The following is a 24489-nucleotide window of genomic DNA, read 5'->3' on the forward strand; positions in this document are numbered from 1 at the left end:
CTCCTTTGTCTTGGGCGCGCGGGCAGCGGGCGCCGCGCGCGATTAACGCTATCTTGCCACGTAGCGGCCGGGGGTGGGGCCGCAGGGCTCGCCGTCACGGGCCACGAGCTCGCCGCCCACGTAGACGAGGTGAGCGCGCCCGTGCGCCTCGAAGCCCTCCCACGGCGTGTAGTCCACGGCCTGATGCTGCGTCGCCGCGCTGATGGTCCAGCGCGCGGACGGGTCCCACACGCAGACATCGGCCGCGGCGCCCACGGCGAGCCGCCCGCGCTCCGGCCACAGGCCAAACGTCCGCGCCGGTCCCTCCGAGAGCAGCCGGCAGAGCTCCATCGGGCCGAGCTGGCCCTCAAAGCTCGTGGCCATCACGGCCGGGCGGTGCTCGATGCCGGGCCCGCCGTTGGGGATTTTGGTGAAGTCTCCGCGACCCCGGTCCTTCTGGCCGTGCAGGTTGAACGAGCAGTGGTCCGTCGCGATGGAGTCCACCTCGCCGGCGAGCACGGCCCCGCGCAGCGCGCGCACGTCCGACGGCTTGCGCAGCGGCGGGCTCATCACGTACTTGGCACCCGCGAAGCCGTCGTCGCCGGCCTCGAGGTAGCGCGTGTCGTCCAGCGTGAGGTACTGCGGGCAGGTCTCCACGTAGATGCCCCGCTGGCCGCGCGCCCGGGAAGCGCGCACGGCGGCCAGCCCCAGCTCCGTGGACAGGTGCACCACGTTCACGCGCGCGCCCGCGATCTGCGCCAGGTAGAGCAGGCGGGAGACGGCGTCCGCCTCGGCCTCGGCCGGGCGAGAGAGCGGGTGCCCCTCCGGGCCCGTGATGCCGGCCGCCAGCACCTGGCGCTGCAGCTCGTTCACCACGTCGCCGTTCTCGCAGTGGACGCAGAGCACGGCATCCAGGTCGCGCACCACCTCCAGGCAGCGTAGCGTCTCCGCGTCCGAGAGGCGCAGGTGGTCGTAGGCGAGGTAGGTCTTGAAGCTCGAGACGCCCGCCTCGCGCATGCGGCGCATCTGCGCCGGCGAGTCCTCGCCCCACTCGGCAATGGCCATGTGGAAGCCGTAGTTGGCCGTGCAGCCGGCACCGCTCTCGGCGCGCGCGTGCCACTCGGCCAGCGCGTCGTCCATCGTCACGCCCCGGTCGGCCGTGGCGTAGTCCACGATGCAGGTGGTCCCGCCGCAGGCTGCGGCGCGCGTGCCGGTCTCAAAGCTGTCGGCCGTCCAGTCCATGCCGGTCCAGCACTGCAGGTGCGTGTGCGCGTCGATGAAGCCGGGGAACACCCAGCAGCCGCTCACGTCCTCCACCACGTCCGTGAGGGCGGGCTCGATGCGCGCGGCGATCTCCGCGATCCGCCCGCCCTCCAGCGCGAGGTCGGCACGCCGCAGGCCCTCCGGCGTGACCAGCGTGCCGTTTGCCAGAATCCTCCTCATCGGCTCTCCTCTCTCTCGGCCAGCGCGCCCTCGAGGCGTGCCAGGTCCTCGGGCGTGTCCACGTCCGAAAGCTCCCACTCGTCGGCGGCCTCGACCAGGCGCACGCGGTCCGTGAGCTCGGCATGCCCGGACAGAAGGACGCGCCCCCCGGCATCGCCCTCCAGCCGCGCGAGCGCGCCCAGCGTGTCCCCCGGCCAGAGCACCGGGTTCGCCGCCCGACCGTGCCAGCCCAGGCGCACGATCGCCCCGGGCTCGCGAACGAGCGCCGCGACCATCGCGCGCACGCTCGCCTCGCGCAGGAGCGGCTGGTCGCCGGTCACAAAGAGGCAGCCCGCCCGGTGCCCGAGCGCCTCCAGGCCCGCGCGCATCGTGTCGCTCTTGAGCGGACCGCGCGCACGCACGCAGCGCACGCCGATCCGCGCGCACAGCGCCTCGACCGCGTCCCAGCGCGTCACCACCACCACGTCCAGCACGTCCGCCGGCAGCGCGGCGAGCGTGCGCTCCAGCACCGGCACGCCGGCGAGCGGCGCCACGAGCTTCTCGCCCGGCGCCCCGCCGAAGCGCGAGCCCTCGCCGGACGCCATGACCACGCAGCCCAGGCGCGCCACGTCGCCAAAGCCCGAGAAGCACGTCTCGTAGGCGGCGGAGAGCGCGCGGCGGCTGGCCCGCTCGAACGCCCGGTAGCGCTCGATCAGCTCGCGCGCGGCCGGCGTGAGCTGGGAGCCTCCGCCCCCGGAGCCGCCCACGGTCCGCTCGGTGAGCGCAAAGCCAAAGGCGCGCTCCGCGTCGCGCACGAGGCGTGTGGCCTTGGTGTAGGCCATCCCCATGTCGATCGCGGCGGCGCGCAGGCTCCCCAGCTCGCCCACGCGCTCAAGCAGGTCGACGGGACCGGGCCCAAAGACCCGGCGCCCGTCGTCACCCAGAAGATATGCCCTGAGGTCAGGCCTCATGCCCGCGCTTCACCGTCCTTCTCGCCGGCCCGCCGTCCTTCTCGGCCCTTAGCTCTTCTCTACCCACGCTCAGGTGGAGAAAACAGACGTTTTCCGCCCCATTTGGCGAGAAAAACGTCCGTCTCGTCCACCTGAGCGCGCGGGCGAGAAGAGCCGCGCGTCGAACCTACCCGCGTACGATGGTACCCGTCTTGCCGGCGATGCCGTCGGCCGCGCGCTCGAGCAGCGTGATCAGCGACGAGCGTCCCGGCCCGGACTGCGCGAACGCGAGCGCCGCCTGGACCTTGGGCAGCATCGAGCCGGGCGCGAACTGGCCCTCGGCCACGTAGCGCTCCACGTCGGCGGGCGTGAGCTCGTCGAGCCAGCGCTGGTCGGGCTTGCCAAAGTTCACGGCGACCTTCTCCACCGCCGTGAGGATCACCAGGAAGTCCGCGTCCAGCTGCTCGGCCAGGCGCGCCGCCGCGAAGTCCTTGTCGATGACCGCCGCCGCGCCCTTGAGGTGGTTGCCCTCGGTCTTGAACACGGGGATGCCGCCGCCACCGCACGCGATGACCACGTGGTTGGTCTCCACGAGCGAGCGGATGGTGTCCAGCTCCACGATGCCGACCGGCTTGGGCGAGGCCACCACGCGGCGGTACCCGCGCCCGGCGTCCTCCACCACGTCGTAGCCGCGCTCGGCGATCATGCGGTCGGCCTCCTCGCGCGTCATGAAGGCGCCGATCGGCTTGGTGGGATGGGCGAAGGCCGGGTCCTCCGGGTCCACCTCAACCTGCGTGAGCACGGTGGCCGCGCCCACGTCTATCCCGCGGTCGAGCATCTCCTCGCGCAGGGCGTTCTGCAGGTCGTAGCCGATGTAGCCCTGGCTCATGGCCACGCAGACCGAGAGCGGGCACGGGATGTACTTCTCGGGGTCGGAGCGCGTGAGCTGGGTCATGGCCTCCTGGATCATGCCCACCTGCGGGCCGTTGCCGTGGGCCACCACGACTTCGTTCCCTTGCTCGATGAGGTCCACGATCGCGCGCGCCGTGTGCTTGACGGCCTGCATCTGCTCGGGCAGGTTGTTGCCCAAGGCGTTGCCGCCCAGGGCGATGACGATTCTCTTACCCATGGTTTCTCTCCTGAATAGAAAAGTTGCCTAAAAGGGGTCTGTCCCCTTTTAGGCAACTCTGGGGAAGCGAGCGACTAGGCCTGGTTCCAGCGGGGCTTGGCCGCGGCCTCGAGCGCCGCGAGGGTGGCCACGGGGTCCTTGACCTTCTGCAGGAAGATCATGGCCGCGATGGCGTAGGGCTTGTAGCTGGCCTCCTTGTACATGCCCACGCGGTGCATGTCAAAGACGTCGGCCATGACCTCGCCGTGCTCGCAGGAGACGCCGGAGATGTCGGCGGGCAGCGGGTGCATGTAGATGGTGTCCTGGCCGTTTGCCGTCTTGGCCATGAGGTCGGTCGTGGAGCACCAGTCCTGGTGCGTGGCGTTCTGGGCGAGCAGCTCCTTCTCCAGCGCCTTGATGCCGGCGTCGTCGCCCTCGGCGTAGAGGTTGGTGCGCCTCTCCATGGCGGCGTAGGGCGCCCAGCTCTTGGGGATGACGATGTCGGCGCCCTCGAAGGCCTCCTCCATCGTGTTCACCTGGCGGAACGTGCAGCCGGACTCGGCGGCGTAGGTCTTGGCGGCCTCCACGCGGTCGCCCATGAGGTCGTAGCCCTCGGGGTGGGCCAGCGTGACGTCCATGCCAAAGCGCGGCAAGAGCGAGATGAGCGACTGCGGGCAGGAGAGCGGCTTGCCGTAGCTCGGCGAGTACGCCCAGGTCACGGCAACCTTCTTGCCGCGCAGGTTCTCCAGGCCGCCAAACTCCTCGATGAGGTAGAGCATGTCGGCGGAGGACTGGGTCGGATGGTCGGAGTCGGACTGCAGCGAGATGAGCGTGGGACGGTGGTCGAGCACGCCGTCCTTGTAGGCCTCGTCCACGGACTCGGCGACCTCGGCCATGTAGGCGTCGCCCTTGCCGATGTACATGTCGTCGCGGATGCCGATGACGTCGGCCATGAAGGAGATCATCGTGGCGGTCTCGCGGACGGTCTCGCCGTGGGCGATCTGGGACTTGCCCTCGTCGAGGTCCTGGAGCTGGAGGCCCAGGAGGTTCGTGGCCTTGGAGAACGAGAAGCGCGTGCGCGTGGAGTTGTCACGGAAGAGGCTCACGGCGAGGCCCGAGTCAAAGATGCGCGGCGAGATGTTGCGCTCGCGGAGGTTGCGGAGCGCTGCGGCCACCACGTAGAGGGCGCGCAGCTCGTCGGTGGTCTTGTCCCAGGTGTGCAGGAAGTCGGCGTTGTACATGCCGGAGAAGTCGTAGCCCTTGAGCTCGTCGAGAAGCGCGGAGAAGTCCTTGGCCATGGTGGGTTCCTTTCTTGTGGGGATCGGGCGTGCGCCGTCCTTCTCGCCCGCCTTGGCGAGAAGGACGTGAGGTCGCGGCTCTTTCTTACTTGATGTCGTTGTCAGTCGCGCCGGCGCGGAAGACGGTGACGTCGCCGGTCTTCTTGGACGGGTCGTAGAGGTTGAGCGCGGCGGTGTAGAGCGCGGCGCAGGTCACGAGGTCCTGCTTGTAGGTGACCTCGTTGGGCGCGTGCGCCTGGCTCTCGGCTCCGGGGCCAAAGCCCACGCACGGGATGCCGTAGCGGCCCTGGATGGAGACGCAGTTGGTCGAGAAGGTCCACTTGTCGGTCAGCGGACGGCCGGCGCGCTTGTCCATGGAGGCCGCACATCCGATGCGCTCGTCGCCATAGAGCGCGTGGTGCGCGTCGACGAGGGCCTGGACGTGGGCCGCGCTCTCGGCGTTGATCCACGTGGGGAAGTAGGCCTCGGTCTCGTAGACGGTGCCCTTCCAGCTCGGGCGGTCGTACATGTACATGGAGACCTTGACGTCGTCGCCGTACTTCTTGACGCTCGGCAGGTCGCGGATCTCCTGGAGGCAGGAGTCCCAGGTCTCACCGGCGGTCATGCGGCGGTCGATGGAAATCGCGCAGGAGTCGGCCACGGCGCAGCGGCTGGGCGAGGTGTAGAAGATCTGCGACACGGTGCAGGTGCCGCGACCCAGGAAGCGCGCGTCCTCGAAGTGCTCGGGGTTGTACTTGGGGTCGAGCATCTTGACGAGGCCCTTGATGTCGGTGGACTCGTCGCAGCCGTTGTTGTTGAGGGCGCGGACGTCGGCGATGATGTCGGCCATCTTGTAGATGGCGTTGTCGCCGCGGTCGGGCGCCGAGCCGTGGCAGGAGACGCCGTGGACGTCCACGCGGATCTCCATGCGGCCGCGGTGACCGCGGTAGATGCCACCGTCGGTGGGCTCGGTGGAGATCACGAACTCGATCTTCTCGCGGGCGTCCTCGGGACCGTCGAAGTACTTGTTGACGATGTACTGCCAGCACATGCCGTCGCAGTCCTCCTCCTGGACGGAGCCCACGACCATGATCTTGTAGCCCTCGGGAATGAGGCCCAGGTCCTTCATCATCTTGGCCGCGTAGGTGGCGCTGGCCATGCCACCCTCCTGGTCGGAGCCGCCACGGCCGTAGATGATGTCATCGGTCTCGTAGCCCTCGTAGGGGTCGGCCTCCCAGTTGTCACGGTTGCCGATGCCCACGGTGTCGATGTGGGAGTCGATGGCGATGATCTTGTCGCCCTCGCCCATCCAGCCGATCACGTTGCCCAGGCCGTCGACCTCCACCTTGTCAAAGCCGAGCTTCTCCATCTCGGCCTTGATGCAGGCCACGACCTCGCCCTCCTCGCAGGACTCACTCGGATGGGAGATCATCGCGCGCAGGAACGCGGTCATGTCCTTGCCGTACGCCTCCGCCGCGCTCTTGATCTGCTCGAAATCCAGTTCCTTGGCCATGGTGCCCACGTCCTTTCTGACGCCCTCGTTACCAGAATCTGCCGAGAAGAACCGCGTCCTTCTCGCTCTCCCCTACTCGGCGGGGTACGCGCCGTCCCACACGACCTTGCGGTAGTTGACCGGGTCCGTGTCACCCTCGGTCGAGAAGAGCAGCACGGAGCTCGTCTCGTCCAGCCCGATGGCCTCGCGCAGGTCGGCGTACTCGTCGGACTCCATGAGGGTCGTGACCAGGCCCGCGCCCACGGCTCCGGACTCGCCGGAGATGACGCGCGGGTCGCCCTTCTTGGGCGCGCCGAGCACGCGCATGCCCTTGGCGGCCACCCAGTTGGGGCAGCTCACGAACACGGACACGTGGTTGCGCAGGATGTCCCAGCCCAGCGTGTTGGGCTCGCCGCAGGCCAGGCCCGCCATGATCGTGGGCATGTCGCCGTCCACGATGCGCGGCTCGCCGTCGCCGGCGAGCGCGCCCTTGTAGAGGCAGGCCGCGGTGTCGGCCTCCATCACCACGAAGGTGGGCGGGTTGTCGGGGAAGAGGTTGGTGAAGTAGCCCACCACGCCGCCGGCCAGGCTGCCCACGCCGGCCTGCACGAAGACGTGCGTCGGGCGCTCCACGCCGGCCGCCGCGTACTGCTCGGCCGCCTCGGAGGCCATGGTGCCGTAGCCCTCCATGATCCAGGACGGGATCTCCTCGTAGCCGTCCCAGGCGGTGTCCTGCACGATGACGCCGTTCTCGCAGGCCTCGGCCTCGGCGGCGGCCATGCGGACGCACTCGTCGTAGTTGACGTCCTCGATCGTGACCTCGGCGCCCTCGGCGGCGATGTTGTCAAAGCGGCTCTTCACGCTGCCCTTGGGCATGTGCACGACGGCCTTCTGGCCCAGCTTGTTGGCAGCCCAGGCCACGCCACGCCCGTGGTTGCCGTCGGTGGCGGTGAAGAATGTGGCCTGGCCGAAATCGCGCGCCAGCTCGTCGCTCGTGAGGTAGTCGTAGGTCATGTCGGAAACCGGGCGGCCGATCTTGCCTGCAATATAGTTGGCCATGGCGAAGGAGCCGCCGAGCACCTTGAAGGCGTTGAGGCCAAAGCGGTAGGACTCGTCCTTCACGGCCAGGTTCTTGAGGCCGAGATCCGCCGCCAGCGCGTCGAGCTTGGCGAGCGGGGTGACGTCGTACTGCGGGAAGCTCTGGTGGAAGCTGCGCGCCGCCTCCACGTTCTCGAGGGACATAATGCCAAGGTGGCGGTCGTCGCTCTTGGGCATCTTGTTGGCGACCCACTTGATCTTCTCGCTCAACGCTTCCTCCTTGCTTCGGCGCCTACCAACTTTTTGTTTGCTTACCAAACAGAAAGTTTGTTACTGCATATGGTGGCACATTTCAAGGGCGTTTCAAGGGGAATTTTCGGGATGCCGCAGGCGGTGTTTTTGACGCGGCGAACGGTCGGCCGAGAAGGTCCACTTCACGACCACCACACGGCCCGTTCGTTCTTCTCGCCCGATCTGGCGCGCCCCTCTCACCGAGACGGAGCAATTGCAGAAAAAGGCCGCGATTTCTCAACCGTTTTCTGCAGTCGCTCCGTCTCGGCAGAACGCAGATGGGCGAGAAGAACGTCCGGCCGCAAGAGGGTTTTCAGCGGTAAAGAAGAGCCCGGGAGCGCCACTCGGCTCCCGGGCCCGCGCACGCTATCGGCCGGCACCTACACCGTCATGCCGCCGTCGACGGCCAGGACCTCGCCCGTCACGTAGGACGCGAGGTCGCTCGCCAGGTAGACGAAGGCGTTGGCCACGTCCTCGGGCTGGCCCACACGCCCCAGCGGGATGGCCGCCGCAATGGGGGCGATGGCCTCCTCGGGCAGGCTCGCCACCATGTCCGTAGCCGTGACGCCCGGCGCGACGGCGTTCACGCGGATGCCACGCGGCCCCAGCTCGCGCGCGAGCGAGATGGTGATGCCGTTCACCGCGAACTTGCTCATGGGATAGGCAACGCCGGAGGGCTGGCCCATCTTGCTCACCATGGAACTCGTGTTGATGATGACGCCACCCTCGCCGAGCACGCGCGACGCCGCCTGGCAGCCGTTGAGCACGCCCTTGACGTTGATGTCGATGATTTTGTCAAACTCCTCGGACGTGTAGGCGTCGAGCGGCGTGGACTGAGAGATGCCGGCGTTATTGCACACGATGTCGAGCCCGCCAAAGCGCTCCGCCACCTGGCGGAAGGCCGCCTCGAGCTCGGCCTCGTCGGAGACGTTCGGCCAGATGGCCATGACGGGAGCGTCGGGGTTTTCGGCCAGGATGCCGTCGAGCGCCTTCTGGGCGGTCTCCTCGCGGCTCCCGCAGAGCGCCACGTTGGCGCCCTCCTCCAGGAAGCGCTTCACGATGACGAGGCCAATCCCGCGCGAGCCTCCGGTAACGACGGCGGTCTTTCCCTTGAGCAGCATAGCGATTGTCCCTTCTCCGTGGGGTTGGTTGGGACTGCCCCTGCCCGATCAGGCAGGGGCAGGAGGGGCGAGAAGAACGAGCGGCCGGGGCCGTCACGCGATGTCGAGCACCGCCTGATACGCCTCGCGGATGGCGTCGAGCGCCAGGCGCGGCGCCTCCTTGGCGTCGCCCACCACGGCGCACGGGATGCCCCGCGCCTCGCACGCCGCCCTGAGGTTGTCGGTCGGGCGCGGCCTGGAGCCCACCGCCATGATGACCACGTCGGCGGGCACGTTCTTCTCGGCACCGTCCACCTTTACCGTCACCGCGCCGTCCGCGATGGCGGTGCAGGTGGCGTTGGTGAGAACCGTGATGGGCTCCTGGGCGAGCGACATCTGCGTGGCGGTCTTGCGCATCTCCCCCATCTCGACGAGAATCGCGTCGCGCATCTCGATCACCGTGGACGCGCGGCCCCGCCCGGCAAGGTGCTCGGCCACCTCGACGCCCACGAGCCCGCCGCCGATGATGGCGACGTCGCCCTCGGGGAGCTCGGCGCCGGAGAGGACCTCGCGTGCGTCGATGACGTTGTCGCCGTCCGCGCCAGGGATGCCGGGCACGACGGGCTCCGAGCCAATCGCCACGATGACGGCATCGGGAGCCACCTCGTCGATGAGCTCGGGCGTCACGGGCGTGTTGAGGCGGATGTCAACGCCGAGGTCCTCCAGGTTCTTGATCGCCCTGTCGCACGCGTAGGTGAAGTCGCCCTTGCGCGGCGCGACGCCGGCGAGCGCGAACTGGCCGCCCAGGCGGTCGGACGCCTCGCAGAGGATGGGCGTGCACCCGCGCTTGACCAGGTCCTCCGCCGCCTCGATGCCAGCGATGCCGCCGCCCGCGACGAGCACGCGCTGGGGCTCCGCCACGGGCTCGAGCGCCATGGCGCGCTCCTCAAAGAGCGCAGGGTTGCGCAGGCAGGTGATGTGCTCGATCGAGGGGTCGGCGAGCGCGCGGTAGAAGTAGTCGTAGCAGCCCTGGTCGCAGCCAACGCAGTACTTGATGGACGCCAGCTCGCCCGCCTTGGCCTTGTTGCAGAAGTCGGCGTCGGCCAGCTGGGAGCGCGCCATGACCACGAGGTCCGCCTTGTCCTCGTCGAGGATCTGCTCGGCGAGCTCGGGGCGGTTGATGCGCCCGCAGGGCATGGTGAGCATGCCGGTCTCGCGACGGATGCGCGCCGCCGGCTCAACGTTGAAGCCGTTGGGGAGGTCCACCGGGGGCGTCTCGTAGATGAGGGCTGCCGAGAGGATGTTGCCGCGCGAGACGTTGAGGACGTCGACCCCGTGCTCGCCCGCGCGCCTGCAGAACTCGATGACCTCCTCGGGCGTGAGGCCGCCCTCGAGGTAGTCGTCCTGCCAGCCGATACGCATGAAGAGCGGCATGTCCTCGGGGATGTTGGCGCGGATGGCGTCTATGCACGCAAGCGGGAAGCGCATGCGGTTCTCCAGGCTGCCGCCCCACTCGTCGGTGCGGTGGTTGATGCCGCCGGAGAGGAACGAGTGCGGCAGGTAGGTGTGCGCGCAGTGGAACTCGACGGCGTCGAAGCCGGCGGCCACGGCACGCGCCGCAGCGGCACCGTAGGCGTCGATGACCTCGTGGATGCGCTCGACCGTGATGCCCGGCAGCGTGAACTCGGGGGACATGGGCATGTCGGAGGGCACGAGCATCTGCGCGGTGGGGTCGCTGCCAACGGCGAGCGCGCCCTGCCAGAGCTGCACGGCTATGTGCCCGCCCGCCTCGTGCACGGCGTCGCAGAGCTTGGTGAGGCCGGGGACGAACTTGTCCTCGGCGATGGAGAGGAAGCCCCTGGGCGAGCTCGCCACGTCGACGGAGCAGACCTCCGTGGTGTTGAGGCCGCAGCCGCCCTTGGCGCGCGCCACGTGGAAGTCGATGAGCTTCTGCGTCACCGACTTGCCGTCTTCGCTCGCTGCGGACTCGTGCGTGCCCATCGCCGACATGACAACGCGGTTGGGCAGCTCGAGCCCCCGGACCGTGATAGGCGAGAACAGCTTGTCGAACATGGAGCCTCCCTCCGGGCAGGATGCGTAGGCTCCCCCTACCCTACCCAGCAACGGGCGAGAAGAACGCGGGGACCGCACAGCGCTCGGCGTAGGGCGCGACGTCACTCGGCGAGCGCGCAGCATAGTGCCGCGTAGCTACCAGTCGTGGATGTCGTCCTTCACCGGCTTCCATGTCCCGGCCAGGAAGTCGACGGGCTTGGTCGTCTCCTCCACCCGCACGCCGATGCGCTCGAGAAATCCTCGGTACTGCTCGTCCACGCCAAAGAACGGGTCCGTGTCCGCGCCGCTCGGTATGCCCCTCTCCAGGAGGGCGCGGCACAGCTCGCGCTCGTCCTCCCAGCGCTTGCCGCGCCGCCACACGTCGTGGATGCGCGCGCCGGGGTTCGGGAGGATCCAGACCGTCCTGTCCTTCCTGTTGTGAAACCCGGTGCAGTCGGCGATCCTGATAACGTTGATGCGGACGATTCCGAGGCCGTCCTTGTGCCGCTGCTTGTCGCGGATGAACGAGGTGCTGAAGAGGTGCCCGCCGGCTGCGAACACGTCCCGCTTTTCCGGGTGCAGGTAGTGATGGCGCGCGACAAGGACCGCCGCTAGCGCGAGCGCGGCGAACACGACGAACGCGGGGATGCCGATTACGGCGAGCCACGTGAGGTCCCGCTCGCCATACTCGCCGTTCGTGACGCCGCTGACGGCGGTTGCGACGACGATGACGAGGACGATGAAGGCGACCAGGGCGAAGGCGGCCATCCCGAGGGCGGTGCTGTCATGGGCAAAGGAGCGCCCGAACGTCCGGGCCGCCTGCGCCGCGCTCTTCTCGTCATCGGTCGGCTCGACGATCTGCATTGAGCGTCGGTTGGGACGCGCTCGCTCCTCACCCATTGTCTTGCCTTTCTCGAGCTGGACGGTGTCGCTCCCCGAGCGTCACGTTAGCAGCCGCTTGGCGCCGCCTACCAGTCTCGTCGTTTTCGTTATTTTATCCGTTTTCGTTTTTTTATTATCTTTCGTCAAAGTATTTGGGGACGGGCGCCATTCGAGGATGAGAGGAACCACGACCACAACACCGAGAAGTGTGCGTAGCTGCGGCTCAGCGTCCCGGCTCAAGTGGAGCTTACAGACGTTTCCGGCCTCGAATGGCGAGAAAAACGTCCGCAAGCTCCACCTGAGTGTGCGCCGCTCGTTTGCGCGGACGCGCACCAGGCCTTCAGAACAGGCAGCTCTCGATGACGCCCGTGCCCCGCAGCTTGTCGAGCCACTCGGACGGAATCCCCTCGATGCCGTAGACGATGCCGGCGAGCGCGCCGGCAACGGCGGCCGTGGTGTCCGCGTCGTCCCCGAGGTTCACCGCGGCGAGCGCGCACTCGGCGTAGCTCGACGTGTTGGCCAGACACCAGAGCGCAGCGTCAAAGGTGTCGCGCACGAAGCCCCCGGAGCGGATCTCGTCAACGGGGCGCGCGGCGACGTCACCTGCCACGTCCGTCGGGCTCGCACCGGCGATGAGGTCCCGCGCGATATGCACCATGGCGACGCACGCCTCCGTCGAGGTCGGGTGCGCGTGCGTGATCGCGGAGACGGCGCGCACCTCATCGTCGGTGGCGTCGGTGAACGCGAGCGGGACCGTGCGCATGAGCGAGCCGTTGCCGTTATCCCACTCCCCCGTAAGACCGTGCCCGCGCTCGAGCGCCTCGCGCGTGGCGTTGCCGATGTCAAAGAGCCCGTCGACCGTATAGGCGCCCTCGCGGTACCATCGCACGAAGCGCCCTCGGATGTCATCGACGTCAATGCGACCCAGCTCACGGCAGCTGTCGCAGATCGCAAGCGTCATCGACGTGTCGTCGCTCCACGTACCCGCCGGCTGGTCGTGACTGCCGTGTCCGACCATGTCCGTACAGCGGAACGAGCCCCGCGGACGGAACTCGTACGGCACTCCCAGCGCGTCGGCCACCGCCTGGCCGTAGACGCAGTCGCGAAGTGTTCTTGCCACGCCAGCCTCCTCTTTATCAACGGCCTGCCCATCATAGGCACTCAACGGACATCAATCCAGAGCAGACATTGGATATGGTACCGCTATAAAATGTTCGACGTTGTGGCGCCTGCCAGAAATGGAAGCACGAGACATATCGATAAGAGCGACAAAATCTGCCACAAGTTGTGGCAATCAATCCCCCAGTAACCATCGTGTTCGGGACTGCCCTGGCACCCATATACGCTGTAGCTTAGTTCATAAGACCAAGAACAATTCTCCCGCAACTTGTGGGAGAAACTTGGCGTCAGGAATTGTGCAACAACCTGTTGCAAGATTACCTGTCCCCGCAGCTTTCATTGACGGCCAGATGCCCAAACACGTTCATATCCAGCCGGATGTAAAGATTTCTTGACCGCATCAGCGTCGCGGGTATTATAAGAGCAGTGATGCAGTCGCCGTGGACTCTACGTGAGGCGGTGACAAAGAAGGGTCGCTGCCGGGCTTGTCCGGTAGCGGCCCTTTGACTTACGAGGGGGTCACCATGGCCAAGGAATTCAAGACTATTGACCAGCTCGTTGAGCTCATGGAAAGTCGCGGGATTGTCACGGACAACAAGACGGCGGCGGCAATCAAGCGAGAGAGCTACTACGCCATCATCAATGGATACAAAGCCCCATTCCTTGACAGAGAAGCAATGAAGTCTTCCGCCGACGACGTCTATCTCGAAGGTACAACCTTCCAGCAGATATATGACCTCTTTATGTTTGACCGGAATCTGAGGGAGTCAACGTTCCCCTACCTAACCGCCGCGGAGTCTGCGCTCAAGAACGCAGCCGTCTACGCCTTCTGTGAGAAGAATCGGAACGCGGAAGCCTACCTCGAACGATCGAACTACACCTCGGCAAGGGACATGTTGGTGCCAAAGTCCTACCAAGGAAACAAAGCCGAAGAGCACGCAACAAACATGGCCAACCTCATGAAGATCCTGAACGGAAAGCTCACCAACAAGAAGAAGATGCGACCCTTCGTGAAGCACTATCTCAACAGCTATGGAAAGGTTCCCCTCTGGGTTCTTCAGAATGACCTAACCTTCGGCAATATCGCTCACTTCTACCAACTCCAAAAGAGAGGCGTTCAGAACGCAGCCTGCAGGATCGTCGGCGAAATCTCCGGAAGAGGTGTCCGACTCAACCCTCATGACCTCCTGAGAGCGTTCGACGTTCTCGTTGGGTATAGAAACATCTGTGCTCATGACGAGAGACTCTACTGCGCCACAGTAAAAGGAGCTCGCTTCGCGGATATGTTTGATGAACTATGTGTTGTTCTCCCCGAAGAGGATACACAAGCAATGATCGACACTCTCAATTCGCTCATCCGGGCTTACCAAGGGAGAATCAGTACGGAAGTCCTCGTTCAGATCAACACAGAGATGGGCGTTAAGTTTGCCAATCAAAGCTAGAAACTATTCGACCTCAAAACACGTCGGCAGCAGTACCCCGGACCAAGAAAAGCGAAGCCTGTACCCAATCTCATTATGAGCGGGGAGATGCTGATTGTTGGGGCGGAAACGTATAGTCGAAAGGCTGTTCGCCGCCTCATGCTGCAGCTCATAGAAGCGCTTCATGTACCGAAGGTTGCGCGGCGAGAAGCCCTTGGCGTCCGGAATCTCCTTCTTAAGATCCCTGCTCAGTGTTTCGAAGAATCCCGAGCCCCACCGACTCTCGGCGTGCAACTCGGCAATGTCTTTTCCCAACTGCCAGTAGTACAGCAGCATCTCACGGTTTACCGAAACCGCCGCCTTAATCTGGCTGCGGCGATACCTCTCGCTCAGCTCTTGCACCCAAGCCAGGTACTCAGGGTCGTTCTTGATAATCGATTCTGCCATGGCGGCACCTTCCCGAGAGACTTCCTCAGGTTCAGTGTCGCCTAGGCACCGGACAACAATTAGCGCTCGCGCTTGCGCTGGAAAACACTCCTCATCGCAATTCAGTTAGATGTGATCCTGCGGGTAGATAATAACTAACAGCCCTCCTAAGGTTGGAGACTCATGAACGATAAGACTTGGAAAACTGCCCTCTGGGACACAAGCTGGGAAGAGCTTTACGAGGGGAAATTCAGTGAAGAGGGCGTCTGTCGCTTTTCAAAAACCAATGGAGCTACTCTAGAGATACCTTTTGGGGATATAAGCAAAACAAGAGAATTAATAACAACTGGCAGATACGTGGAGGGCATCTCCTCAAGGAGATATGACTATTTATTTGGCATCACTCAAGATGGGACGAAGCTCGCCCTCTACAACGTTCTTTCAAATGGGGTGGGAGGATCCTTTCCCGGATCGACGCATGAGACGCTTGAAGCGCCAACAGTCCTCGAGTCAAGAAGCGAGTTCGACCCTGCCGCCCCAATGCTGTCAGCCCAGTTCGATATCCAATTTCTGCGTGACTGGCTCGGAATCAGCTACAGCCCCATACGTAAAGACAGCACCTGCACATTCGACTATGACAAAGGTCGCCTGTCACTTCCACTTCTCATTTCTTCGAACACCTGCATAGAAATTCGAGTAGGCATCAACAGACCGCAAACGAACTCTTCGGGACTATCTATCTCATATTACTGTCATGTCTGTATCGAGTATCTATATGGAAAGACTCTTGATGAAATCTGGCGCACAGACCTATGGAAGCTCCAATCTCTATTCGCCTTCTGTTTTGGAACCTATCCCGAGGTAGCTTCAGCAAAGGTGAGACAGAAACGTGAGGATAGGTGGATTCACGTATATCGGAGCTCCGCGAATACCAATCGAGTTGCCAAACTATCCGCGCAACCACCGATTCAGCTACACCAACTCAGCAGAGACGGTCTTCAGAAACTGGCCCAGAGTTGGTTCGACTTGAGTGGAGACGAACAGCACGCTGCAGAAATGCTCGCTTCGCTTCTCGGATCTTGGAACATGCCACTTGATTTGGAGCTTCTGGCCGCAACGACCATGTTCGAGTCACTGATACGAGCTAACAGACCACCGCTTTATGACAAAGAAGCGCTTGAGGAGCTTATTGAACCTATCGTCGCTTCTGCCGACGACGAGATTAGTGAGCGCGTCAAAGGCCTCCTCAGCCAACTCGACAAACCCTCCTACAACCAAATGCTCAAGGAGGCATACGAAGAGGCTAAACCTTGGAGCCAGCGCCTCCTTCCCCGATGGTCAAAGTTTAGAAACGAGCAATACAGTCTGAGAATCAGCGGCGCGCACGGAATTGAATCTGACGAGAACCCCCATCTCCGCATTGACCATTACTATGCACAAATCACCCTCGCGTACTTCATCCTCATGAAGCGTCTAGGCCTATCAACAGAGACTATCGATGGATTCGAGCAGTCGAGCTTTCTCAATGTCGCACGATGGGAAATAACGAAGCACTATGCAAACTCATAAGACAGCGAAATAGACAAGGGACGCCGAGTGGCCTGAAATACTTCAAATAGATAGGATAGATTCGATATATCCGCCGTGTACTCAGTACGATCGGGAGCACTGATATGCAAGACTTTCTCAATCTTCTATCCAGTCACATTGTTGAGCTTGCCATATCTATTCTCACTGTTTTAGTAACAGGAGTTGTCACTTATATCAGCTCAGCCAAACTCAAGAAAAAAGATGCTGAGCTCGAGAACAGGATAGGCGAGAACCGGGAGCAACTATCGAGACAAAGCTCGTCAATCCAGTCTGTGCTATCTCAACAGGCAAAAAGCCAGTCGCTTACTATAGAACTTCAAGCTAGGGCAGTAGGAGAGGCATGGAAGCATGTCCTCACACTTAGAAAGATCTCAGAACCCTGTGAACTAATTGATCGAATCCTGTATCCCAGCGAAAGGAAAGGCGACCTATTAGAGGCCGCAGGAGGTCTTTCGCAGAACCTGATTGAAGAAACACTAACCGAATTATTCGATAGTGATTTGCTTGAAGAGCATCGGCCCTATCTTGGTGAAGACCTCTGGTCACAATATGATACCCTTCGGCTCTTCTCCGGAAGATCGCTTTACTACTTAAAGAAATGCTGGAATGCCGATCATCCCGTAATCTGGCAAGACGACCCAGTGTTAAATCAAATATTAGATAAGTCAACGCTGGAAAGAGATGTATTGGAGCACTGCAAGTCTCTTGAAATGGGCTTCATTCAATCCACTCGTCAAGAACTAGAAAACGCAATACTCTCTTCGATTCATAAGATAATAACTGGAGAATCCGCTTCAAAAGAATCCCTGAAAACGCTGTCCATAATTGGAACAGCCCTCTCTAAAGACGAGGCAAGGGCCGCCTTAGGCGATGTTGCCAACACAAAGAAACTTCGGATATGAGCTTTCCTCATAGAAGGTAGGGTTTCGAAGGAATAGCCATCTCCCTTCAACATTTCTATCTACACCCCACCAACATACCTAATCGGATTCTGTCCTTGCGCTAGATCCTCAACGATTTGACCCTTGTAGCGCTCACGCAGCTCGTCGCTAGCAAGACGTCCGACAAACTGGTAACGGCTGTCCCCGGACTCTGAAGCCTCATCCTGCCCCACAGGAAGCCACTCATCGATGCGGTAGACCTCGACAATGCGGCCGTCACAGACACCAAAAGCAAGCTTGGCATTGCGCGCTCTCGTAAGACCGATTCGCCAATTACCACGCACCCTGTCGTACAGCTCCTGGGCACTCATTTCCGAGGGGTTGACGTTAGAGATCTTGATGAGGATACCGGGCTCATCAAAGTCAGACTCTCCGAGCTGATTCACAGGATCGCGACGTTCCTCCCTGGCGCCATTGCTCTCGACTCTCAGCATCTTCGCCGCCGCACGCATCCGAAGCAGCCCGCTCACAAGCCATCCATACAGCCCATCCCAGTGCTCGGAGCTCACGTCCGCATCCAGTCGCACCTGCAGTTCGCGCGTCTTCTCGCTCGGCTCGCGCCAGGAGATCTTCCCGCCAAGATCGGCAAGCAGCGCGTCGACCTCCGCACTGCGCGCAACAAGCCCCTCGTACAGCGACGCATCCGTGAACCACAGATTCACGCCAACCCAACCATCACGCTGCGCGAAGTACGCCGTCGCATGAACGCCCCGCATGCCCAGCCCGAACGTCGCATACCACCCGTTGTTCTCTGCCCGACCCGACGGGTCGGCATACGCGGACACAAAGTCCTGTCGCTCGGCGCAATAGTCGTAGAAGCCGTCCCAGAAGAGCGACTTAAGGTTGGGATTCGTAACCTCCGCAAGACACTTCGCCCGCACGTCATAGAGCAGCGGACCGCTCTCCCCCACGCGCCAGTACCTCCACCCGTTGGCGGCAACATACTTCCCGGTCACGAGCTCCTTCACCCGCGTCGCCGCGCGTGAGGGGCTGTTGAGAACATCCCCGTTGAAGAGGCGAATGCCGTAGTCGTCGGTCACCGTGGCAACAACGGCACGGTCGCCCTCGCTAGCAACCAGCTCGGTCCCCGGGGCAATCTGCGCCATGGTGCAGACCGCTCTGAACGTCATGGACTTCATCGCGGGCGCGGCCTTCTTGACTGGCTTATACGACGCCACGACGTCAGCACTCAGCTCCGGGAACGGCCAGACCTCGAGAGCACGCTCTGCCAGCCGCTCGGCACGTCCGCGGATAGCGTCCTCATCCCACACGTCCAGGTCATGCAGCTCCTTGGAAATCACCAGGTAGTCCTGATCAAAGCCACCCTTGAGATGCACCTTCTTCTCCGCGAAAGGTGCGTCGGAGAGTTCAGAGTTGTACGCCGTGAGCGTGAGGTTGCCCAGCGTGTTGATGAGCTCTTCGTAGACGCGCTCGCAGTCATCCCCGAGCATCTCGCGCCACTCCGCACTGTTGAGCGCGTTCTGCGGCATGATGTGCTCGATGGAGAAGGTACCGCCCGAGAAGTCCAGCGGATCCTTCGCGTGCCAGCTGTTCTCAAGCGTGGTGAGCAGGTAGAAGCCACGTTTGAACGCGTAGCAGTCGCGCGTCCTGAGCGCCCGCTCGAACTCTGCGTCGCTCGGCATGCGTCGAGCCGTTCCCTCCTCTCCCAGGAGAATCGCCTCATAGGCCTCACGAATGTTGCCGCCGTCGTCCCGCACCGCGTTCAGCCGCGCAATCACGGACGAGAAGAACTTGTTCAGGCTGTTCGTCGCGACGTCACACACAGAGCGACGGAAGAGGTAGCTCTCCGTGGTCCTCAGCATGGAGGCGAAGTCGTCATGCGAGAGGGCATCGCCGACATAATCCTCGAAGAAGGACATGAGCGGCGGGTTCACAACTGAGACGTCAAGCTTCTGAATGCGAGCGAGAAGAACGCGCAGCTCCTTGTCCTCACAGGCACCAGCCGTGATGCACGCGTAGTGCCCTGCGTAGCGACGAATCTCCTTGAGGAGGTCCGCCATCTGCCCAGGCTTGTCGTAGCCGTTGTCCATGACATGACGCTTGAACAGTCGGTACACGTCACGCGCGACGATGCTGGTCGGCGCGTTGATGACCGTCAGCCAGTTACGCAGGAACTCGTCGAAGACCTCGTCATAGCTGTCCGCGCCGAGCGTCTCCTCGATCTTGCGCCAGTGGTTGGCGTAGAGGCCCTCCTGCTCGTCCATGGGAAGGCCCATAAGCACGAAGTTACGCACGAGGTCTGCCGTGGAGAGATCCTTGCCGGTAGAGTTCATCGACTCGAAGATAAGCTGCGGGTTGTCCTGGCCCTGCGAGAGCGTGATAGCAACAATCTCAAGGCACTGAATACCGTCCCAGACTACGTTGGGGTCGTCAATGTTGCTCAGCCACGTCCGGAAGAGGGCGAGGTTGTCGACGATTCGGTGGGACCCACTCACAACCTCGATGTCCGGATTCTCCAGGTGGTCGACAACGGAGCAGAGCGTCTTCTCGTCACCTTGCGAGAGGGTGAGACGGTAATGGTCCTCCCCCTTCTTATACTTGAGGACAAGGTAACCGCTGTCGATGATCTCATCGTAGGAGACATGCGTCAGCTTGTCAGGGTGCTCGCGGGCAAACTCCGCCATCGCGATAATGAGTAGACTGAGCGTGGTGATGCGCTGCTGGCCATCGATGATCAGGAGCTTATTCACGCCCGAGGCGCTGAACTCCCCTCCCAGCACCATGACCACGGAGCCCGTGAAGTGCGTGCCGGAGCTTCGCCGCCCAATGGCGACAATGTCATCCCAGAGCTGCCGGCACTGCTCCTCATCCCACGAGTAGGCTCGCTGATAGACAGGAATAACCATCCGCTGGTTAGCGGAGGTGAGAAGGCTGACAATTGACTGTGGTCCGGCGTTCATGTGGACTCCAAGGGACAAGGCGATTAATGCGCCCATTTTACTCAATGGCGCAGAGCGATTATTAACTGCGGGCGGCTTGATGCCGCGGTCGTAGTTGAACGTCTTGGTCTCGAACTCATAGGTGATGCTACCGGTCTTGTAACCAACGTTGCGCGCGTAGTCTCCGAGACCCGAGACCTGAATCTTCGGAACCATGATCTCCTCGGCATTGCAGCCGGCGCGCACCATGCAGCGGGGGCTGTTCAGGCACGCGGAGACCGCCGCGCACCGATAGACCTCGTCAAGGATGGTCGTGTAGTTCTTGGCGGACGCGATGCTATTGCCCATCTGCTACTCCTTGTCCGCGATGCTCGCAATCTCACGCCACCGCTTCATCGTCTTGCCCTCGTCTGATGCGACCCCCGCGTTGGGAGACCGGCCTTGCCTCCCTGCCTGGGAGCAGCTCCCTCGAACAGCCACGGCTCGGCCTCCTTCAGCTTGGAGACATCCCCGCCATGCTCGTCGAGAAGGACGCGGGCGGCCCTCATGCTCCTCGCGCCGGCCATCGTGACCTCAAACTCGACGCGCTGCTCCTCGCCCTGGCGTCGCAGCTCGTCCATCTCCGCGCGCAGGGCCTCGGCCGCCTCGGCGGGCTTAGCCGCCTCCGCAATCGCTCTCTCGATCTCGGCAATCTTCACGTCGCGCTCGGCGAGAAGGGCCTCGTAGTTCGCACCCGTTGCCGTCGCGCTGCCGCCCGTCAGCGGCTCCTGCGCCGCCTGCTGCGGCTCGCCCTGCGGCGCCTTGCCGCCCGCTTCCTGGAGCCCCCGCACCTTGCCATCGCCCTCGCCGCCCATAGATGGTCCTGCCTTTCTCTTCGGCAGGCAGAGAGAAAGCCTGCGCCCGGTATTCCACGGGTACAGGCTATCGGCGTGTCACAAGGTGCCATCTTCGATTAATACTGTTTATCGATTTGTGCTGTTCTAGTTCTTTGTATCATATTGGCACAAGCGAATTGAAAATCCTTGTATTTCTGGCATACTATACTTGTTCCAGTTTCGTCGTATGATTTGGATTGGCACATGGATGCTGTTGATTACGTTCCCAGACTTGTCAGAGCCTGCTTGGATAACGACCGGCAACTGGTCGAGTCCGTATCTCTGACCATATCCCGAAGACTTCGGAAGGATAAGCCGAACCTCGCGAGTGAAATTGCATCAGCTCTGGCTTCGGCAAATTCAAATTGCGCTGCAACCAGAGCCTCAGGCATCACTCCCTTGCCTGTTGACAAGGAGACTAGGCTCTCCTTGGTGGAACTTGTTGAGCCGACCGAGATGCCAGAACCAATACTTGACCACCTGACTATCAAGGAATTGTCCGATTTTCTTAAGGAACGATCTCTCATGGAACGTTTCTTTGAAGATGGGATTGAGCCATCCAACAGCATCCTATTTGTGGGTTCTCCCGGAGTGGGCAAGACATACACTGCCCACTGGCTTGCATATATGCTTGAATTGCCCCTAATAACCCTAGATCTTGCCACTTCTATATCAAGTTATCTGGGACGTTCTGGTCAGAACATCAAAAGCGTTTTCGACTATGCGCGAGCCCAGCCCTCAGTGCTTCTTCTAGATGAATTCGATGCAATCGCAAAGAGAAGGGATGACCAAGGGGATTTGGGCGAATTAAAGCGTCTTGTAAACGTCCTCCTCAAGGAAATCGAGACATGTCCGAAAAGCAGTGTCATCCTTGCGGCGACGAACCACCCAGAGCTTCTTGATAGAGCAATGTGGAGGCGCTTCGACAGAGTCATCGAAGTGCAGCTTCCGGATATGGATGAGAGGGTCAATTTAATTTCAAGACATCTCCCGCAAGATCGCTTTTTCCTTAGCGAGTCGATTCGCGACTATCTTGCAGCTCACAGTAGCGGGATTAGCGCGGCCGATTTATGCAAAGTGTGCGAGCACATCAAACGGCAGTCAGTCATGAACCCGGACACCAGCCTTGAAGTCATCTCTCTTGCCGAGCTGTATTCCAGGCTTAAGCCCAAAACGAAGCTAGAGAAAAAAGAAGCTTGCAAAATGGTCAAAGAGGCGAGTCCCGCGCTTACAACACGCGATATTGCGCGCATCGTCGGCGTCGGAGCCTCAACGGTCTCCCGATACCTGAAAGAGGAGTAGGTCATGTCTGAGAGGCTTCCAATCATCGCTCATGGCGAGACATATATAAAACCAGTTGAACGAGGCCAGGGCGGCGGTCCAAAAACCCTTCCACATGAGTATGAAGAGGCAAGGGGGAGGCTTCTTTCCAACATAGAAACGATCTTCACCCAAATTGAAGATAACCCAGACTTGTATCTTGACGAGAAGGTTGTTTGCGTGCGTCTCGAGCCCAAGTTTGAGGCAAAGTCATACGTTCCATCCTCAATGCTGACCACTTCCGATGACCTTGCGATTGTCGGAGGTAGAAGGTACCGAATTGCGGATGATCAGATTCCGAAGCCTAGCGAGAACGACGGACAGGAGGGGATTCCCAAGTTCGCGAAACTCTATTTCCTTCGCACAACCTCAAGAGGTATTAGAGACTTCGAGAACGCTCTGCGCCGTGAAACCGCCGTTTCTGAGGCCTGGCGAAACGAGATTATGTCTATTCACTCCCTTGATTTGCTTACCCCCGAAGAGAAGGTTCTCGGATTTGATGATGATTGGGAGTCGGGAATTGTAGAAGTCGTTCTCCACCCGTTAGATCAGGATGAAGATGAGGCGGTCAATCTATTCTGCAGGACGTCGGGACTCAGCCGCAACGAAATCGAGGTGAGGACATATCGAGACGGAGTAACATTCATAGCCGCACAAATGGACAGAGAGGCCGCATTTGGTGCAGCAAGAATCAACCCTCTTCGCACCATGCATCCGATGGGCGGCATCAGCTTCGAGCCGATTATTCGTAGCAAACTCAGCGCACCTGCTCCTCAGATTGCTCCCGCTCAAGAAAGACCTCCTGTTACGGTTGGTGTATTTGATGGAGGCTGCAACGCAGACGTTCCACTGTTGAGGGGCCGCGTCGATGTACACGATTGCGTTGGGTCTCCAGCGCTGCAAGAGGGCATCGACCATGGCAGTGGAGTGTGTGGTGCCGTACTTCATGGCGAACTTTCCAACAAGAAAGCAAGCGACGTCCTTCCAGAACCCGAGATATATGTCGAAAGCTTTCGCGTTCTTCCGGCGAGCAGTCCAGCTGACTTCGATTTATACGAGTCCATCGATGCGATTGAATTTGTGGTCGAGCAGAACCCCAACATCAAGCTATACAACCTTTCATTTGGCCCCCGGGGACCGATACTCGACGATGACATAAGTCGATTCACGTATGCTCTTGATGTCATGTCTTTCAGCCGAGATGACGAGCCCCCTTTGTTCTGCGTGGCAGTAGGCAACGATGGGGAAATGCCCCAGCCTTTCAACCGCATCCAATCACCCTCTGACCTCATTAACGGCGTTGGAGTGGGAGCGTTTGTCAAGAAGAGCGACGGCACCCAAGCCCGTGCTGACTACAGCTGCGTAGGGCCGGGACGCGAAGGAGCTAAAGTCAAGCCGGATATCCTTGAGTTCGGAGGCGATATTTTCAGGCCATTTTTCGTTGTGGGCTCAAGCGGCAACGAATTGCAAATCAACGCAGGAACAAGCTTCGCCTCTCCTCTAGTTGTGCACAAGCTCGGAAAGATGATGGCTCGCAGCGAGGATGTTACACAGCACCTTGCGAGGGCGATACTCCTTCACAATGCCGTGCACCGCGAGGATTATAGCCAAGAGGAATATGGTTTTGGCATAGCCCCTGACAATCCAGCAGACTGCCTGAGTTGCGAAGACAACAGGGTAACGACGCTGTACCAGGGCATCCTGAGACCCAAGCAGCTGGTGTCGCTTCCTATCTTTGCGCCACGCATCGAACAGGCGAAAGGGTTAGTTACCATTAACTGGACTATTGTTGCCGTCTGCGATACAGACCCAAACGATTCGGACGCCTACTCGGCAAGCTGTATCACCGACACATTTGTTCCGCATTCCAGTAAGTTTGCATACACGCTGAAGGGGACCAAACACAAGAAAACTGTCGATCTATCTACCGAAGAGGGTCGCAACTTGGCTGCGAGACTCGAGCGTGAGGGCTATTCTGCCTCGAATCTCCCTGTGAGCAAACCTGCAAAACGGTACTGGGAGGAAAGCGACCTTAGGGCAAATGATTTTAAGTGGGATACCGTCATCAACAAGAGCCAACGTATGCAGGGCGCTTCACTTCATGAACCATCTCTCACGCTGCAATCCATCTTTCGCAACAATAGTGATCCCGATGCGCTTACAAGGTATTACGCGGTAGTCACCGTTGATGCTCCCGGATATATCGGTAGTCTATACAATGAAACCCTTCAGCAGTTCCAGAACTTGCAGCCCATTAGACTGCGGGCGACGCAGCGCATCGAAACGAGAATCTAGTGTAAGGGGTA

At 61.4% G+C, this 24489-nt stretch carries 18 protein-coding genes; 5 read left to right on the forward strand and 13 right to left on the reverse strand.

Annotated features, from left to right (window positions below):
• Positions 1-48: 48 nt before the first annotated feature.
• The 10 genes from hydA to H6A07_RS06360 form a co-directional block, all read right to left on the reverse strand.
• A complete protein-coding gene (gene hydA / locus H6A07_RS06315; RefSeq protein ID WP_204814084.1) occupies positions 49-1422 on the reverse strand; it encodes a dihydropyrimidinase in 1374 nt (457 codons plus the stop codon).
• On the reverse strand, positions 1419-2372 hold the full coding sequence (locus H6A07_RS06320; RefSeq protein ID WP_204814085.1) for an NTP transferase domain-containing protein: 954 nt from the start codon (positions 2370-2372) through the stop codon (positions 1419-1421). The genes hydA and H6A07_RS06320 overlap by 4 nt, the downstream gene beginning before the upstream one ends.
• Positions 2373-2538: 166 nt before the next feature.
• Positions 2539-3480, reverse strand: coding sequence for a carbamate kinase (gene arcC / locus H6A07_RS06325; RefSeq protein ID WP_204814086.1), 942 nt, complete (start codon positions 3478-3480; stop codon positions 2539-2541).
• Between the two features lie 74 nt (positions 3481-3554).
• Entirely contained in the window at positions 3555-4757 is a 1203-nt protein-coding gene (gene ygeW / locus H6A07_RS06330) for a knotted carbamoyltransferase YgeW (protein ID WP_204814087.1), read from the reverse strand.
• A gap of 85 nt (positions 4758-4842) precedes the next feature.
• On the reverse strand, positions 4843-6249 hold the full coding sequence (locus H6A07_RS06335; RefSeq protein WP_204814088.1) for a YgeY family selenium metabolism-linked hydrolase: 1407 nt from the start codon (positions 6247-6249) through the stop codon (positions 4843-4845).
• A 72-nt stretch (positions 6250-6321) separates the two neighbouring features.
• Positions 6322-7536: a diaminopropionate ammonia-lyase gene (dpaL, locus tag H6A07_RS06340; RefSeq protein WP_204814089.1), complete on the reverse strand. Its 1215-nt coding sequence runs from the start codon at positions 7534-7536 to the stop codon at positions 6322-6324.
• A gap of 401 nt (positions 7537-7937) precedes the next feature.
• Positions 7938-8678, reverse strand: coding sequence for an SDR family NAD(P)-dependent oxidoreductase (locus H6A07_RS06345; RefSeq protein ID WP_204814090.1), 741 nt, complete (start codon positions 8676-8678; stop codon positions 7938-7940).
• A gap of 93 nt (positions 8679-8771) precedes the next feature.
• The gene (gene baiCD, locus H6A07_RS06350) at positions 8772-10730 is read right to left on the reverse strand and encodes a bile acid Fe-S flavoenzyme BaiCD (RefSeq protein ID WP_204814091.1); all 1959 of its coding nucleotides are present in this window, start codon (positions 10728-10730) and stop codon (positions 8772-8774) included.
• A 135-nt stretch (positions 10731-10865) separates the two neighbouring features.
• The gene (locus H6A07_RS06355; RefSeq protein WP_204814092.1) at positions 10866-11609 is read right to left on the reverse strand and encodes a hypothetical protein; all 744 of its coding nucleotides are present in this window, start codon (positions 11607-11609) and stop codon (positions 10866-10868) included.
• 322 nt (positions 11610-11931) lie between these two features.
• Entirely contained in the window at positions 11932-12711 is a 780-nt protein-coding gene (locus H6A07_RS06360; protein ID WP_204814093.1) for an ADP-ribosylglycohydrolase family protein, read from the reverse strand.
• Positions 12712-13234: 523 nt separating this feature from the next.
• Here H6A07_RS06360 and H6A07_RS06365 point away from each other — a divergent pair.
• Entirely contained in the window at positions 13235-14152 is a 918-nt protein-coding gene (locus H6A07_RS06365; RefSeq protein WP_204814094.1) for an Abi family protein, read from the forward strand.
• Between the two features lie 3 nt (positions 14153-14155).
• On the opposite strand, the gene H6A07_RS06370 is transcribed toward H6A07_RS06365, so the two are convergent.
• Positions 14156-14578 (reverse strand): DUF1016 N-terminal domain-containing protein, encoded by a 423-nt coding sequence (locus H6A07_RS06370; protein ID WP_204814095.1) that lies wholly within the window; start codon positions 14576-14578, stop codon positions 14156-14158.
• Between the two features lie 162 nt (positions 14579-14740).
• Here H6A07_RS06370 and H6A07_RS06375 point away from each other — a divergent pair, with 162 nt between their 5' ends.
• Both H6A07_RS06375 and H6A07_RS06380 read left to right on the forward strand, forming a co-directional pair.
• Entirely contained in the window at positions 14741-16126 is a 1386-nt protein-coding gene (locus H6A07_RS06375; RefSeq protein WP_204814096.1) for a hypothetical protein, read from the forward strand.
• 104 nt (positions 16127-16230) lie between these two features.
• Entirely contained in the window at positions 16231-17049 is an 819-nt protein-coding gene (locus tag H6A07_RS06380; protein WP_204814097.1) for a hypothetical protein, read from the forward strand.
• Between the two features lie 59 nt (positions 17050-17108).
• On the opposite strand, the gene H6A07_RS06385 is transcribed toward H6A07_RS06380, so the two are convergent.
• On the reverse strand, positions 17109-20336 hold the full coding sequence (locus tag H6A07_RS06385) for a GmrSD restriction endonuclease domain-containing protein (protein ID WP_204814098.1): 3228 nt from the start codon (positions 20334-20336) through the stop codon (positions 17109-17111).
• 44 nt (positions 20337-20380) lie between these two features.
• Positions 20381-20842 carry a hypothetical protein gene (locus H6A07_RS06390; RefSeq protein WP_239471113.1) on the reverse strand — a complete coding sequence of 154 codons (462 nt, stop codon included), beginning with the start codon at positions 20840-20842 and terminating at the stop codon, positions 20381-20383.
• Between the two features lie 225 nt (positions 20843-21067).
• Here H6A07_RS06390 and H6A07_RS06395 point away from each other — a divergent pair, with 225 nt between their 5' ends.
• Positions 21068-22165: an AAA family ATPase gene (locus tag H6A07_RS06395; RefSeq protein ID WP_204814099.1), complete on the forward strand. Its 1098-nt coding sequence runs from the start codon at positions 21068-21070 to the stop codon at positions 22163-22165.
• A gap of 3 nt (positions 22166-22168) precedes the next feature.
• Positions 22169-24478: a S8 family peptidase gene (locus tag H6A07_RS06400; protein WP_204814100.1), complete on the forward strand. Its 2310-nt coding sequence runs from the start codon at positions 22169-22171 to the stop codon at positions 24476-24478.
• Positions 24479-24489 lie beyond the last annotated feature (11 nt).

The organism is Olsenella uli (genome assembly GCF_016899935.1).
Classification (GTDB): domain Bacteria; phylum Actinomycetota; class Coriobacteriia; order Coriobacteriales; family Atopobiaceae; genus Thermophilibacter; species Thermophilibacter uli_B.